The sequence below is a fragment of the Achromobacter sp. genome (assembly GCF_049647645.1).
Classification (GTDB): Bacteria; Pseudomonadota; Gammaproteobacteria; order Burkholderiales; family Burkholderiaceae_B; genus Achromobacter.
The window spans coordinates 26,476-41,341 of the sequence record NZ_JBARYB010000007.1 but is presented as its reverse complement, the minus strand read 5'-3'; the positions used below and the strand labels follow the sequence as shown (position 1 = coordinate 41,341).

The window sequence follows — 14,866 nt, the reverse complement described above, 5'->3', positions numbered from 1 at the left end:
GGCCACCGCCACGCCGCCGCCGCTGGACGAACCGCCCGGCGCGCGCGCGGCCTGTGCATCCCAGGGATTGCGCGCCGTGCCTTGGGTGGGGTTCTGGCCTGACAGGCCGAAGGCGAACTCGGTCATGCGGGTCTTGCCCAGCACCACCATGCCTTGCGCGGCCAGCCTGTGCAGCGGCGCCGCGGTCTCGCCGCTGATCCGACCCTGCAGGGCGAGTGACCCCAGGCTGGCGCTGACGCCCGCCCATTGCACGCTGTCCTTCACCGCCACCGGCACGCCATGCAAGGGACCCAGCACCATGCCCGCCGCGAGCAGGCGGTCGGCGGCGTCGGCCTGGGCCAGCGCGCGCTCGGCCGTGACTTCGCTGTAGGCGGCGAGCGCGGGGGCGCGCTCGATGCGGTCCAGGAAGTGGGTGGTGACCTGGCGCGAACTCAGTTCGCGCCGGCGGATGGCGCCGGCCAGGGCCTGGGCGTCTTGGAAGTGCAGGGCGGTGTCTTGTGCTGGCATGGATCTCATCGAAAAAGAAAAAGCTTTCCGGTCCTGCGGGAACCGGAAAGCGCGAGTACGTGACGCTCGTTTGGTTTATTTCAGGGTCTGGCCCTTGGTCTCCGGCATGCGGATGAAGGTGATCAGCGTGATCACGGCGCCCGCCAGCACGTAGTAGAAGAACCAGCGCTCCATGCCCTTGCTTTGCAGCCAGGTCAGCAGATAGGGCGTGGTGCCGCCCAGCAGCGCCACGACCAGGTTGTATGGCGTGCCGATGCCGACGGCGCGCACGCTGGTGGGGAACTGCTCGGACATGATGGCCGGCGCGATCGAGGTGTACATGGCGTACAGCACCAGGCCGAACAGTTCCACCGCCAGGATCGAACCGAACGAGGGGCCCAGCGTGGTCATCAGCGGATAGAAGAACACCAGGTAGCCGGCGGCGAAGAAGATCAGCTGCGGCTTGCGGCCGATGCGGTCGGACAGGATGCCGAACAACGGCTGCACCAGCATGAACACGATCAGCGCGACGGTGTTGGCGGCGAACGCGGTCTTCGGGTCGGCGTGCACCTGGCGGATGGCATAGGTGGGCACGTAGGCCACGAAGATGTAGAACGCGAACGTGGTCAGGATGGAAAAGCCCACGATGCGTAGCACTTCGCGCGGATGGTCGCGCAGCAGGGTGCGCAGCGGCTGCTTTTCGACGCCGGCCTTCTTGGCGTGCGAGAACGCCTCGGTTTCAGGGATCGAGCGGCGGATCCACATGCCGGCCAGGCCGCCCAGGGCGCCCAGGAAGAACGGAATGCGCCAGCCCCAGGCGGCCATCTCGGCCTTGCTCAGGGTCGAGGTCAGCACCCAGCCGATGGCCGAGGCGGCCAGGATGCCCACGGCGGCGCTGAAGAACACGAAGCTGGAATAGAAGCCGCGCTTGTTGGGCGGCGCCATTTCCGCCAGGAAGGTCGTGGCCGAGGCATACTCTCCGCCCAGCGACAGGCCTTGCAGCAGGCGCGCGGCGGTCAGCAGCAGCGGGGCGGCCAGACCGATGGCGGCGTAGGTGGGGGTGACGGCGATGATCAGCGAGCCGCCGGCCATCATCAGAATCGTCAGGCCCAGCGCGGCCTTGCGGCCGTAGCGGTCGGAGAAAATGCCCAACAGCCAGCCGCCGACCGGACGCATGAAGAAGCCCACGGCGAAAATGCCGAACGTGGCCAGCAGGGCCGTGGTTTCGTTGCCTTCGGGGAAGAACTGGCTGGAAAAGAAGATGGCGAAGGACGCGTAGATGGTCCAGTCGAACCATTCGACGGCATTGCCTACACTACCGGCCAGAATGGTGCGCGCGCGGGAGACGGGCGCGGGGCCGGCCGAGGCGGCTGCCCCCTGCGGCTTGCGCAGGGGCGCTGATGTGCTGCTCATGAAAACCTCAAATAAGAATTTATTTTTGGTCAAAAAGACCATTTAATTTTATGTTTTTATCAATGCGCGAACGTTAATTTAATGAATATGGACACGTCAAGTAAGGGTAAGCCCCTAGCTCCGGGGCTCGACGATACCGATCTCGCCTGCCTGATCGCGCTGCAGGCGGACCCGCGCGCGTCCTGGCGCGAGCTGGGCGCGGCGACCGGCATCGCCGAGCGCACCGTCGCGCGCCGCCTCAAGCGCCTGATGGATGCCGACGCCTTGCGTGTCATCGCCGAACCCGATCCGCTGGCGACCGGCCGCGGCGTGGTGCTGCACGCCTGGGTGCGCTGCCGTTCGGGCCGCGTGCCGGAGGTAGCGGACCAGTTGGCGCGGTTGGAGATCAGCCAGTTGGTGGTCACGTTGGCCGGCTCGGCCGACCTGATGGCCGAGCTGACCCTGGCGGACGCGGCCGACATGCCGGATGTAGTGACGCGCGTGCTGCCGTCTATCGACGGGGTGGAACACGTGGAGGCGCGGCTGGTGCTGCGGCCGTTCCGGCGCGCCGGCCAGTGGCGCATCCAGGCCCAGGCGGCCGGCGCCGCAGCCGAGCCCACGTTGTCGCAGCCGCCCGCCGCCCTGACCGACGCTGAACAGCGCATGGTGGCCTACCTGATGCGCGACGGCCGCGCCAGCCTGGCGGAACTGGCCGAGCATGCCGGCGTGAGCGAACCCACCGCGCAGCGCCTGCTGCACAACATGGTGGAGCGCCGCGCGCTGAGTTTCCGCGTGGAAGTGGAGCCGGCGCTGGTCGGGTTTCCGGTGGAGGCGGTGATTTCCGTGCAGGTGCGCCCGCAGGCCGTGGACGCGCTGGCCGCGCATCTGGCGCTGGATCCCAACACCCGTTGCCTGTTCGGCACCAGCGGCGCGTCGCAGCTGTTCTGGCACGTGCTGTGCCGCGACAGCCTGCATCTGTGGGACGTGGTGACACGCCGCCTGGGCGAGCTGGACGGCGTGTTGAACAGCGAAGTCGGCGTGGTGATGCGGGCGCACAAGCGCTGCGGCATTGTCCGCGCCGGCGCGCGGCTGGGGGCGGACGTTTAGCGGCTCCGTCCCGGTCCCGGCCGTTGCGGGACGGGATGCGGGAGTCTGTTCACCAGACCGCGTCGTCCGAGCCCGGCGCCCGCAGATGGCGGGCGAAGCGCTGCGACAGGAACTCCACGAACGCGATCGTCTTGGCCGGCAGGTTCAGACGTTCGGGGTATAGGGCATGGATGTCGGCGGGCGGCGTGCGCCAGTCGGCCAGCACCACGCGCAAGCGGCCGGCGCGCAGATGGTCCGCCGTTTCCCATTCCGAACGCATCACGATGCCGTGGCCGTCCAGCGCCCATTCCAAGGCGCTTTGGCCGTCATTGGAACTGAGTGGACCGCGCACCTTCACGGTTTCCGCGCGCAGGCCCGATTCCAGGCGCCAGGTGCCGTAGGCCACGTCGTTCTCGCGCACCACGATGCAGCGGTGGCGTTGCAGGTCGCCCGGCGCGCGCGGCTCGCCATGGGTTTCCAGATAGCGCGGCGAAGCGCACAGCAGCCGGCGGTTGGAGGCGATCTTGCGCGCGGTCAGGCGCGCGTCGGGCAGGTCGCCAAAGCGCACCGCCACGTCGAAGCCTTCCTCGATCAGGTTCAGAGGCCTGTCGGTCAGGCGCATCTGCACTTCCACTTCCGGATATTGGCGCGCAAAGTCCGACACCGCGGGCACGATGTGGGCGCGCCCGAAGCCGAAGGTCGCGTTCAGCCGCAGCAGCCCTTGGGGCCGGGCGCGGGCGCTCGACACGGAACGTTCCAGCGCCTCCAGGTCCGTCAGGATGCGTCCGCCCTCGGCCAAGTACAGCTCGCCTTCCTGTGTGACGCTGACCCGGCGGGTGGTGCGGTTCAGCAGCCGCACGCCCAGGCGCTGTTCCAGCTTGGCCAGGCGCGTGCTGACCGCGGGCGGAGTCAGCCCCAGTTCGCGGGCGGCGGCGGACAGATTGCCGTGCTTGACCACCAGCGAGAAGAAGGCAAGGTCGGAGAGGGCGTCCATGGGCTTATTTATAAACTAAATTTAATAAAGCTTTATCTTGATCATTAATTATAAGAACAGGATGGGCTTATACACTGGGTTCACCACTACAGAGCCGCCTGGCGCGGCCAACCGAGGAGACCAGGAATGAAGATCAACATAGCGGCCGGCGCCTTGTGCGCGGCCATCGCCGCATCCTGTTGGACCCCGCCGGCCGCCGCCGACGCCTTTCCCCAGCGCGCCGTGACACTCATCGTGCCGTTCGCGCCCGGCGGCAGCGTGGACATCGCCGCGCGCCTGATTTCCGATGCCTGGGGCCGCGCGTTGGGGCAGAGCGTGGTGGTGGAGAACCGCGCCGGCGCCTCCGGCAATATCGGCATGGCCGCGGTGGCGCGCGCCGAGCCCAACGGCTACACGCTGGCCGTCAACACCATGTCGCTGGCCATCAACCCGGCGTTGTTCCAGAACATGCCGTTCGACACGCGGAAGGACCTGCGTTCGGTCGGCACGATAGGGACGTCGCAGCACGTGCTGACGGTGACCAATAGCCTGCCGGTGGCCAATGTGGGCGAGTTGCTGGCCTATGTGCGCGCGCGTCCCGCCAATGACCTGAGCTTCGGTTCGGCGGGCACCGGCAGCACCTTCCACATGGCCGCGGAACTGTTCAAGTCGGTATCGAAGACGCAGATCCTGCACGTGCCGTATAAGGGCGGCGGCCCCGCCATGGTGGATACCATCAGCGGCCAGGTGCAGATGAGTTTTCCGGTGCTGTCCGCGGCCAAGCCGCAGGTCGACGGCAACAAGCTCAAGGCGCTGGGCGTGACCGGCACCACGCGTTCGCCGCTGCTGCCCGATGTCCCCACCATCGCCGAATCCGGCCTGCCCGGCTACGAGTTCAACACCTGGTTCGTCATCAGCGCGCCCGCGGGCACGCCGCAAGCCGTGATCGATACCTTGAACGCCAAGCTCGAACAGGCGTTGCGTTCGCCGGAGCTGGCGCAACGGATGGGCCGCGAGGGCTTCGATCCGCTGATCTCCTCGCCCGCCAAGACCGATGCCATGGTGGCCGCCGAGATGACGCGCTGGGCCGGCATCGTCAAGGACGCCGGCATCCAGGCCAACTGATCGGGCCGCAAGACCCAAACATTGAAGGACGCAAGACATGCCCGGCATGACGCTGTACGACAAACTGGTGGCCAGCCATGAAGTGGCCCGGATCGACGCGGAGCACATCCTGCTCTACGTCGACCTGCACATCATGAACGAGTACACCAGCCCGCAGGCTTTCAGCGGCCTGGCCGCGCGCGGGCGCGGCGTGCTGCGTCCCGGGCAGCAGATGGCGGTGGTGGACCACATCATCCCCACGCATCCGGTGCCGGCGGCGCTGCGCGTGATCGCCGACGATGCGTCGTCGCGCCAGGCGCTCAATCTCAAGCGCAATTGCGACGAGCAAGGCATCGCGCTGTTCGACACTACCGATCCGCTGCAAGGCATCGAACACGTGATCGCGCCCGAGCACGGCATGATCCTGCCGGGCATGGTGGTGCTGTGCGGCGACAGCCACACCACTACCTACGGCGCGCTGGGCGCGCTGGGCTTTGGCATCGGCACGTCCGAAGTCGAACACGTGCTGGCGACGCAGACGCTAGCCTATCGCGTGGCGCGCAACATGCGCATCCGCGTCGACGGCATGCTGCCGGCCGGCGCCACGGCCAAGGATCTGGTGATCTGCATCGTGCATCGCATCGGCGCGCAGGGCGCGCGCGGCCATGCGGTGGAGTTCTGCGGCGAGGCGATCGCCGCATTGTCCGCCGAGGCCCGCATGACCTTGTGCAACATGACGGTGGAAGCTGGCGCTCGCGCCGCGCTGATCGCGCCGGACGCCACCACCGAAGCCTACGTCGCCGCGCATGCGCCCGAACTGCATGGCGAGACGCTGGCGCAGGCACGCGCCTACTGGGCCACGCTGCAGTCGGACGTGGACGCCGCGTTCGACGCCGAGCATGTGCTGGACGCCGCCGGGATCGCGCCCTTCGTCACCTGGGGCACCAGCCCGGACCAGGCCATGCCGGTGGACGGCGTGGTGCCGGATCCGCAGACCGAGCCCGACGCGCTGGCCCGCCTGGCGCTGGAAAAAGCCATGGACTACATCGGCCTTGCGCCCGGCATGCCGATCGCCGGCCTGCCGATAGACCGCGTGTTCATTGGCTCCTGTACCAACGGACGCATCGAGGATCTGCGCGCGGCGGCGGCCGTGGTGCGCGGCCGCAAGGTGGCTGCGGGGGTGCGGGCCATGGTGGTGCCTGGGTCGGGCGCGGTGCGCGCCCAGGCCGAGGCCGAGGGCATCGCCGCGCAGTTGATCGAGGCCGGTTTTGAATGGCGCCAGCCCGGCTGTTCCATGTGCCTGGCCATGAACGACGACGTGCTCAGCCCCGGCGAACGCTGCGCCTCCACCACCAACCGCAATTTCGAAGGCCGGCAGGGGCGCGCGGGCCGCACCCATCTGATGAGTCCGGCCATGGCCGCCGCCGCTGCGCTGGCCGGCCGCATCGTCGACGTCCGCGCCTGGGAGCAACAAGCATGACCGCAACCATAGCCGGCGTCGCCGCGCCGCTGCCTTTTTCCAATCTGGACACCGACCAGATCATGCCCAAGCAGTTCCTGCGCATCATCGACAAGGCCGGGCTGGACCGGGGCCTGTTGCATGACCTGCGCTTTGACGCCAGCGGCGCGCCCCGGCCCGATTTCGTGCTGAACCAGCCCGCCTATGCCGGCGCGTCCATCGTGGTGGCCGGGCCGAACTTCGGCTGCGGCTCCAGCCGCGAGCATGCGGTGTGGGGCTTGCAGCAGTTCGGCATCCGCGCGGTGATCGCGCCCAGCTTCGGCGAGATCTTCTATTTCAATGCGGTGAACAATGGCCTGCTGCTGATCAGCCTGACGCCGGCCGAGATCGACGCCTTGCTCGCGCGGGTGTCCAATGCGGATACCAACCGCCTCGGCATCGACGTGGCGGCCGGGCGCGTCACGGCCGTGGACGGCTGGACGGCGGCGTTCACGCTGCCCGAGCGGCATCGCCGCATGTATGTGCAAGGGCAGGACATGGTGGGCGCATCATTGCAGCAGCTGGACGAGGTGGAACGTTTCGAGGCCCGCCACTGGGCGCGGCATCCCTGGATGAAAGACCTGGCGCGCCGCGTGCGCGACCGCCTGGACCGAGAGGCCGTATGACCGCATTCTTCGACCTGCCCGTGCGCCGCATCGCCGCCAACGGCATCGAGATCGCCGCGCGTGTCGAAGGCTCGGGGCCGCCGCTGCTGTTGCTGCACGGACACCCCCAGACCCACGCCATCTGGCACCGCGTCTGGCCCGAGCTGACCCGTCATCGCACCTGCGTGGCGGCGGACCTGCGCGGCTATGGGGACAGCGACAAGCCGGCCGCGTCGGCGGACCATTCGGCCCATTCCAAGCGCGCGATGGCGGCCGACATGGTCGGGTTGATGCGCGCCTTCGGCCACGAGCGCTTCGAGGTGCTGGCGCACGACCGCGGCGCGCGGGTGGCGCACCGGCTGGCGCTGGATCATCCTGCCGCCGTCAGCCACATGATGCTGCTGGACATCGCGCCCACGCTGGACATGTACGAAGGCACCACGCGCGCCTTCGCCCAGGCCTATTTCCACTGGTTCTGGCTGATCCAGCCGGCGCCCCTGCCTGAAACCATGATCGAGCGCGACCCGGTGTTCTACCTGCGTTCCGTGATGGGCGGACGGCCCGGTGGACTGACGCATTTTTCCGCCGAGGCCATGGCCGAATACGAACGCGCCGCGCGCTTGCCCGGCTGGGCCACCGGCATTTGCGAGGACTACCGCGCCTCCGCCACGCTGGACCTGGAACACGACCGCGCCGGCCGCGCCATCGGCGAGCGCCTGCGCATGCCCTTGCGGGCGCTGTGGGGCGAGCGCGGCGCGGTAGGCCGGAACTTCGACGTACTGGCGCTGTGGCGGGCGGTGGCGGAGGACGTGTCCGGCGGTGCGCTGCCGGGGGCGCACTATCTGGCCGAAGAATGCCCGGACGCGCTGCTGGCGCAGGCGGCGGAGTTTTTCGGCTGGCGTTGACAGCCTGTTTTCGGCGTCCCGCTGACGCCGAGGGTCGGTGCGCGGCGCCTGTCTGTGGGCGCCGTGGCGGACCGCCGTCCGCGCCTTCGCGGCGGGGACGCAACCATGCCTGGGCGCGCAATAGGGCTATCTAAAAAGGGACGCACTTCGGGTGTTAACCTTCGGCCCATGAATCGTTACTTTGCCGACCTGTCCGAATTGCCCGACGCCGAAGACGCGCAACGCGCCTTCAAAGCCACGGACTCGCCTTGCGTAGCGGTCTGCTCCACGCTGTTTGACGACATCTGCCGCGGCTGCGGCCGCACGGCCATGGAAGTCGCCAACTGGGTCTTCATGACGGAAGAAGAAAAGCGCGAAGTCTGGGTGCGCATCAAGGCGCAAGGGTATCCCCGCCGCAACAACTAGCGTCCGGCCGCGCAGGCCGTCTTGGGCATGTCACATGGCGCGGGCTAAATCGCGCTATTGCCCACTTTCGGCTCCATCATGCGCATCGTCCTGGTCACGGATGCCTGGCATCCGCAAGTCAATGGCGTCGTCCGCACCTGGACGACCATGCAGCAGATCCTCGGCGAATGGGGCCATGAGCTGATCGTGGTGAACCCGCAGGGCAGCCGCACCGTGCCGGCGCCGTCCGAGCCGGACTTGCGGCTGTGTTTGCAGCCCGGGCGGCAATTGCGCCGCATCCTGGGCGACATCGTGCCCGACGCCTTGCACATCGCCACCGAAGGTCCGCTGGGCCTGGCCGCGCGTCGCATGGCGCTGGCGCGGGGCTGGCGCTTCACGACCTCGTTCCACACCATGTTTCCGGACTACCTGCAGGCGCGCATGGGCATTCCCGCTGCCTTGCCGTGGCGTTATCTGCGCTGGTTCCACCGGCCCTCGCAGCGGGTGCTGGTGCCTACCCCGACGGTGCGCGACGTGCTGGCGCGGCGCGGCCTGGCGAACCTGCAGATCTGGTCGCGTGGCGTGGATCCGCGCAAGTTCCAACCCGGCGCCGAACAGGCCTTCCCCGATCTGCCCCGTCCCGTATTCCTGAGCGTGGGCCGCGTGGCGCGCGAAAAGAACCTGGACGCTTTCCTGTCGCTGGACCTGCCGGGCAGCAAGGTGGTGGTGGGCGCGGGCCCGGATGAGGCGCGGTTGAAGAAGCGCTTTCCCGGCGCCGTCTTCCTGGGCATGCGGCACGACGAAGCGTTGCCGGCGCTCTACGGATCGGCCGACGCCTTCGTGTTTCCCAGCCTGACGGACACCTTCGGCCTGGTCATGCTGGAGGCCATGGCTTGCGGCACGCCGGTGGCCGCCTTCCGCAGCGAAGCGCCGCTGGCGGTGGTGAGCCAAGGCGTCACCGGCTTCCTGGACGAGGACCTGGCCCACGCCTGCCGCGCGGCCCTGTCGCTGGATAGGCACGCGGTGCGTGAACACGCGCTGACGCGCAGCTGGGACTCGGTCGCCTCGACCCTGCTGGCCGCACTGGTGCCCCTGGACGGGAGCGCCCGCGGCGCGGAGCACACGGAGCTATCGTGCGCGCCCGAAGGCGCCGTGCTCCCCAGGCGGCCTGGCGGCGAAATGCCCGCCAGGGAGCCAGGGGTTTGATCCCTGGGGGATGGTTCCCGGGTACAATCCCCGGCAATCCTGAGGAGCGTTGCGACGACCCTGCGGTTCCCGCCAGCTTGTACGGCTGCGGAACCAGGCTCGCCAGGCTCAGGAATCCTTGTTCAAGCGGCGCGTTTTGCGCGGCGCTACAGCAACGGCGCTCACCTTTGTCGCATATGGCGGGAAAGGCGAGCACTCGACCATCGTGGTGTCTTCGCGTTGTCCGGCCATATCGTGCGCCGTTCGTATTTCACGTGGAGCCTACACACCATGAATGCTGTGACTGATAAATCCTTTTCCGACTACCTCGTGGCCGACATGTCGCTGGCCGGCTGGGGCCGTCGCGAACTCGCCATCGCCGAAACCGAAATGCCCGGCCTGATGGCCATCCGCGAGGAATTCGCCGCCAAGCAGCCGCTCAAGGGCGCGCGCATCGCCGGCAGCCTGCACATGACCATCCAGACCGGCGTGCTGATCGAAACGCTGGTGGCGCTGGGCGCCGAAGTGCGCTGGGCCTCGTGCAACATCTTCTCCACGCAAGACCACGCCGCCGCCGCCATCGCCGCGTCGGGCACGCCGGTCTTCGCCGTCAAGGGCGAGACCCTGGAAGAGTACTGGCAGTACACCCACAAGATCTTTGAATGGCCCAATGGCGAAAACGCCAACATGATCCTCGACGACGGCGGCGACGCCACCTTGATGCTGCACCTGGGCACCAAGGCCGAAAAGGACATCTCGGTGCTGGCCAAGCCGGGCAGCGACGAAGAGCGCATCCTGTTCGCCGCCATCAAGGAAACGCTCAAGCGCGATCCCAAGTGGTACTCGACCCGCCTGGCCCTGATCAAGGGTGTGACGGAAGAAACCACCACCGGCGTGCACCGCCTGTACCAGATGTCGCAGAAGGGCGAGCTGGCCTTCGCCGCCATCAACGTCAACGACTCGGTCACCAAGTCCAAGTTCGACAACCTGTACGGCTGCCGCGAATCGCTGGTTGACGGCATCAAGCGCGCGACTGACGTGATGGTCGCCGGCAAGGTTGCCGTCGTGGCCGGCTACGGCGACGTGGGCAAGGGTTGCGCCCAGGCGCTGGTCGCGCTGCGCGCCCAGGTCTGGGTCACCGAAGTCGATCCGATCTGCGCCCTGCAGGCCGCCATGGAAGGCTTCAAGGTCGTGACCATGGAAGAAGCCGCCGCCCATGGCGACATCTTCGTCACCGCCACCGGCAACTACCACGTCATCACGCGTGAGCACATGAACGCCATGAAGGACCAGGCCATCGTGTGCAACATCGGCCACTTCGACAACGAAATCGACGTCGCCGGCCTGGCCGACTGCCAGTGGGAAGAGATCAAGCCGCAAGTCGACCACGTCATCTTCCCGGACGGCAAGCGCATCATCCTGCTGGCCCAGGGCCGCCTGGTGAACCTCGGCTGCGCCACCGGCCACCCCTCGTTCGTGATGTCGTCCTCGTTCGCCAACCAGACGATCGCCCAGATCGAACTGTTCACGCGCAACGAAGCCTACACCTCGGGCCAGGTCTACGTGCTGCCCAAGCATCTGGACGAGAAGGTCGCCCGCCTGCACCTGAAGAAGCTGGGCGTGAAGCTCACGACCCTGCGCCAGGACCAGGCCGACTACATCAACGTGCCGGTGGCAGGCCCCTACAAGCCCGAGCACTACCGTTATTGAGGGTTGTAGCAAAATAGGAAAGTGCCGCGCCATGTCGGCGCGGGCTTTCCGGTCCGTGGGACCCTTGCCGCGATTGCATCGCCGCGGCAGGGCCGGCGGACCCACAACAGGAGATCGAACATGGCCTTGATACTCGTCTGGATCCTGAACGCGGTGGCCTTGCTGGCCGTTGCCTACCTGCTGCCCGGCATCACCGTGGCCAGCTTCGGATCGGCGCTCATCGCCGCCCTGGTGCTGGGCCTGGTCAACATGCTGGTCAAGCCGGTGCTGGTGCTGCTGACGCTGCCCATCACGATCGTTACTCTCGGTCTCTTCCTCATCGTCATCAACGCCTTGTTGTTCTGGTTCGTCGGCTCCGTGCTGAAGGGCTTCCAGGTCAACGGGTTCTGGTGGGCCGTGGGTGGCGCGATCCTCTACAGCATCATCTCTGGCTTGCTTACCAAACTGATCCCCTGATGTCTGACTCGACTACTCCCGCATTCAGTCTGGAATTCTTTCCCCCGCGCGACCTGGCCGGCCAAGAGCGGCTGGTGCGCGCGGCCAAGCAGATGCTGGCCATCCAGCCGAAGTACGTCAGCGTGACCTTCGGCGCGGGCGGTTCCACCCGCGCCGGCACCGCGGACGCCGTCCGCACGCTGCGCAACCTGGGCTGCGATGCGGCGCCGCACCTCTCGTGCGTCGGCGCCACGCGCCAGGACCTGCGGGACATCCTCCAGGCCTACAAGAACGACGGCGTGCGGCGCGTGGTGGCCCTGCGCGGCGACCTGCCCTCGGGCATGGGCGGCGACGCGGGCGAACTGCGCTACGCCAATGAACTGGTGTCGTTCATCCGCGAGGAAACGGGCGACTGGTTCCACATCGAAGTGGCGGCCTATCCCGAAATGCATCCCCAGGCGGCCAATCCCTCGGCCGACCTGGACCATTTCGTGAGGAAGGTGAAGGCCGGCGCCGACGCGGTCATCACGCAGTACTTCTTCAACGCCGACGCCTACTTCGATTTCATCGACCGGGCCCAGGCCAAGGGCGTGAACGTGCCCATCGTGCCGGGCATCATGCCCATCACGAACCACACGCAGCTGCTGCGCTTCTCGGAAATGTGCGGCGCGGAAGTGCCGCGCTGGATCCGCCTGCGCCTGGCCGAGTTTGGCGACGACAAGGCCTCCATCCGCGCCTTCGGCGTGGACGTGGTGACCGAGCTGTGCCAGACGCTGCTGGACAACGGCGCGCCGGGCCTGCATTTCTACACCTTGAACCACGCGGAAGCGCCGATGGCGGTGTGGAAGGAACTGTCGCTGCAGGCGTAACGGCGGCATGCTGCCATAAAGGCCAAGCCCACCCGCGAGGGTGGGCTTTTCTTTGGGCGCGCGCCGGCCGTCTACTCCGGCTTGATGCCCGCCTGCTGGATCTGCTGGCCCCAGGCGTCGTACTGCGACCGCACGAACTGCTGCAGGGGGTCGCCCGTGGCCAGGTCGGGCTCCATGCCCATAGCGCGCAGTTTTTCCTGGATGGCGGGCTCGCGCATGGTGGCCGTCAGTTGATCGGACCACCACTGCGCGGCCTCGGGCGCCAGTCCGCCGGGGCCGGCCACGCCGATCCAGCCGGTCAGGTCCAGGCTGCCCATGCCCAGTTCCTGGGCGGTGGGAACGGACGGCAGGATGGTCGAACGCTTGGTGGAAACGAGGGCCACGGCGTTCAGGTTCTTGGCGCGGATCTGGGGCAGCACGGCTCCCAGGTCGGCCGCCACGAAATCGATGCGCCCGCCCAGCAGGTCCGTGATTGCCGCCGGCTGGCCCTTGTAGGGCACGCCCAGCACCTCGGCGCCTGCGGCGCGGCTGAAGGCCGCAGCCACGACCTGGCCCGTGCCCGAGCCATAGCCGCTGGTCACCGCGTTCGGCTTGGCCTTGGCCGCCGCCACCAGCTGGTGCGCATCGCTATGTTGGCCAGCTGCGCGCGTGACGATGACCACGTCGAAGCGCACCACGCGGCCGACCTGGGTGAAGTCCTTCATGGCGTCGTAGCGCTGGAAGGCCTTGGACAGGTAGGGACCGGACGAGCTGGTGGCGCTGGAACTCGGCATCATGGTGTAGCCATCGGGCGCGGCGCGCGCCACGGTGTCCACGCCCAGCACGCCCAGGGCGCCGGGCTTGTTCTCGACGATGATCTGCGCGCCGCTGCGGGCGCGGATATCGTCGACCACCACGCGCGAGACGTTGTCGATGGTGCTGCCGGCGGGAAAGCCGACCACGAAGTGTATGGGCTTGTCCGCCTGAGGGTAGCTGGAGGCCGCGCCTGCCAGGGACGGCAGGCACAGCGCGGCGGCGATCAGGGCGGATTGGATATTGTTTTTCATGTTTGTCTCCTCGTGCTTGGAACCTGGACTCAGGCAGTCCGGCCGGTCTGGGCTTCCGCCAGGATTTCGGCCGTGTGTTCGCCCAGTCCGGGCGGGTGCCGCCGGATATCTGCCGGCGTGCGGCTGAACCTGACCGGCAGGCCCGCCTGGATCAGGCGCCCTTCGGTGGGGTGCTCGGATTCATGCCAGAAGCCAGTGGCCCGCAGGTGCGGGTCTTGCAGCAAATCTTCAAAGCCATTGACCGGCGCGTAGGGGATGTCGGCGGTCGCCAGCAGCTCGATCCATTGCGCGGTGGTGCGTTCGCCCAACACGCTTTCGACATAGCTGTACAGCTCGGGGAAATGCTTGCTGCGGCTGTTGAGCGTCAGGTAGCGCGGGTCTTGCGCCATCTCGGGATTGCCGGCCAGCGCGAAGAAGCGCTGCCACTGCGGCGTGGTGTAAGGCACCACGCTCATGTAGCCGTCCTGCGTGCGGAATGGACGGCGGTACTCGTTGAGCAGGCGCGCATAGCCCGCCGGTCCTTCGGGCGGCACGAAGGTTAGCCCGGCCAGATGCTCGGGCGCCAGGAAGGCGACCATGCATTCGAACATCGGCACTTCGACCGCCTGGCCGCCCGCGCCGCGTTCGCGCGCCAGCAGCGCGCTGGTCACGGCGTTGGCCACGTACAGCGCCACCACCTTGTCGGCGACCACGGAATTGACGTAGCGCGGCGCCTGGGCGCCCGCGCCGCCCTGCAGCCAGGCCATGCCGGACGCCGCCTGGATGGTGTCGTCGATGGCGGCGCGTCCCGCGTAGGGGCCTTGCTCCGAATAGCCGTAGCAGGCGCAATAGACCAGCTCGGGAAAGCGCGCCTGCAGCGTCGCGTAGTCCAGGCCCAGGCGGCGCATCGCCGGAGCGCGCATATTGGAAATGAACACGTCGGCGCCGCCGATCAGCGCGTCCAGTTGCGCGCGGCCCTCGGCGGTCTTGGCGTCGATCACCACGCTGCGCTTATTGCGGTTCAGGTTCAGATGGGTATGGCTCATCGCGGCGTGGCGCTGGGGCGTGACGTGGCGGAACACGTCGCCCTCCGCGGATTCCACCTTGATCACGTCGGCCCCCATGTCGCCCAGCATCTGAGTGGCCATGGGCCCCATGCCGACGCTGGTCATGTCGATGACGCGTATGCCGTGCAGCGGTCCGGGCATG

Annotated in this window: 15 protein-coding genes and 1 riboswitch; of the genes, 10 read left to right on the top strand and 5 right to left on the bottom strand. The window is 67.7% G+C overall.

Going from position 1 to position 14,866, the window contains the following annotated elements:
• Positions 1-507, bottom strand: a 507-nt coding sequence (locus WBB14_RS00665) for an amidase family protein (RefSeq protein ID WP_424238124.1), incomplete at its 3' end; no start/stop codon positions are given.
• Positions 508-582: 75 nt separating this feature from the next.
• A complete protein-coding gene (locus WBB14_RS00660) occupies positions 583-1,899 on the bottom strand; it encodes an MFS transporter (RefSeq protein ID WP_207472661.1) in 1,317 nt (438 codons plus the stop codon).
• Between the two features lie 81 nt (positions 1,900-1,980).
• Between WBB14_RS00660 and WBB14_RS00655 the strand changes: the two genes are divergently transcribed.
• Entirely contained in the window at positions 1,981-2,985 is a 1,005-nt protein-coding gene (locus WBB14_RS00655) for an Lrp/AsnC family transcriptional regulator (RefSeq protein WP_424238123.1), read from the top strand.
• A gap of 49 nt (positions 2,986-3,034) precedes the next feature.
• On the opposite strand, the gene WBB14_RS00650 is transcribed toward WBB14_RS00655, so the two are convergent.
• Positions 3,035-3,958 (bottom strand): LysR family transcriptional regulator, encoded by a 924-nt coding sequence (locus WBB14_RS00650; RefSeq protein WP_332012648.1) that lies wholly within the window; start codon positions 3,956-3,958, stop codon positions 3,035-3,037.
• 126 nt (positions 3,959-4,084) lie between these two features.
• On the opposite strand from WBB14_RS00650, the gene WBB14_RS00645 reads away from it, so the two are divergent.
• The 9 genes from WBB14_RS00645 (at position 4,085) to metF (ending at position 12,632) form a co-directional block, all read left to right on the top strand.
• Positions 4,085-5,062: a tripartite tricarboxylate transporter substrate binding protein gene (locus WBB14_RS00645; protein WP_424238122.1), complete on the top strand. Its 978-nt coding sequence runs from the start codon at positions 4,085-4,087 to the stop codon at positions 5,060-5,062.
• Between the two features lie 37 nt (positions 5,063-5,099).
• On the top strand, positions 5,100-6,521 hold the full coding sequence (gene leuC / locus WBB14_RS00640) for a 3-isopropylmalate dehydratase large subunit (protein WP_424238121.1): 1,422 nt from the start codon (positions 5,100-5,102) through the stop codon (positions 6,519-6,521).
• The gene (leuD, locus tag WBB14_RS00635) at positions 6,518-7,165 is read left to right on the top strand and encodes a 3-isopropylmalate dehydratase small subunit (protein ID WP_424238120.1); all 648 of its coding nucleotides are present in this window, start codon (positions 6,518-6,520) and stop codon (positions 7,163-7,165) included. The genes leuC and leuD overlap by 4 nt, the downstream gene beginning before the upstream one ends.
• A complete protein-coding gene (locus WBB14_RS00630) occupies positions 7,162-8,049 on the top strand; it encodes an alpha/beta fold hydrolase (protein ID WP_424238119.1) in 888 nt (295 codons plus the stop codon). The genes leuD and WBB14_RS00630 overlap by 4 nt, the downstream gene beginning before the upstream one ends.
• Before the next feature lie 168 nt (positions 8,050-8,217).
• Positions 8,218-8,454, top strand: a complete 237-nt coding sequence (locus WBB14_RS00625; protein ID WP_332016115.1) for a DUF1289 domain-containing protein — start codon at positions 8,218-8,220, stop codon at positions 8,452-8,454.
• 78 nt (positions 8,455-8,532) lie between these two features.
• Positions 8,533-9,639, top strand: a complete 1,107-nt coding sequence (locus tag WBB14_RS00620; protein ID WP_424238118.1) for a glycosyltransferase family 4 protein — start codon at positions 8,533-8,535, stop codon at positions 9,637-9,639.
• A 35-nt stretch (positions 9,640-9,674) separates the two neighbouring features.
• A riboswitch (S-adenosyl-L-homocysteine riboswitch) is annotated at positions 9,675-9,809 on the top strand.
• A 100-nt stretch (positions 9,810-9,909) separates the two neighbouring features.
• Positions 9,910-11,328, top strand: coding sequence for an adenosylhomocysteinase (ahcY, locus tag WBB14_RS00615; protein ID WP_424238117.1), 1,419 nt, complete (start codon positions 9,910-9,912; stop codon positions 11,326-11,328).
• Positions 11,329-11,448: 120 nt separating this feature from the next.
• Positions 11,449-11,784 (top strand): phage holin family protein, encoded by a 336-nt coding sequence (locus WBB14_RS00610; RefSeq protein ID WP_006389784.1) that lies wholly within the window; start codon positions 11,449-11,451, stop codon positions 11,782-11,784.
• Positions 11,784-12,632 carry a methylenetetrahydrofolate reductase [NAD(P)H] gene (gene metF / locus WBB14_RS00605; RefSeq protein WP_424238116.1) on the top strand — a complete coding sequence of 283 codons (849 nt, stop codon included), beginning with the start codon at positions 11,784-11,786 and terminating at the stop codon, positions 12,630-12,632. The genes WBB14_RS00610 and metF overlap by 1 nt, the downstream gene beginning before the upstream one ends.
• 71 nt (positions 12,633-12,703) lie before the next feature.
• On the opposite strand, the gene WBB14_RS00600 is transcribed toward metF, so the two are convergent.
• Positions 12,704-13,678 carry a Bug family tripartite tricarboxylate transporter substrate binding protein gene (locus WBB14_RS00600; protein ID WP_424238115.1) on the bottom strand — a complete coding sequence of 325 codons (975 nt, stop codon included), beginning with the start codon at positions 13,676-13,678 and terminating at the stop codon, positions 12,704-12,706.
• 29 nt (positions 13,679-13,707) lie between these two features.
• Positions 13,708-14,865, bottom strand: a complete 1,158-nt coding sequence (locus tag WBB14_RS00595; protein WP_424238114.1) for a CaiB/BaiF CoA transferase family protein — start codon at positions 14,863-14,865, stop codon at positions 13,708-13,710.
• Position 14,866 lies beyond the last annotated feature (1 nt).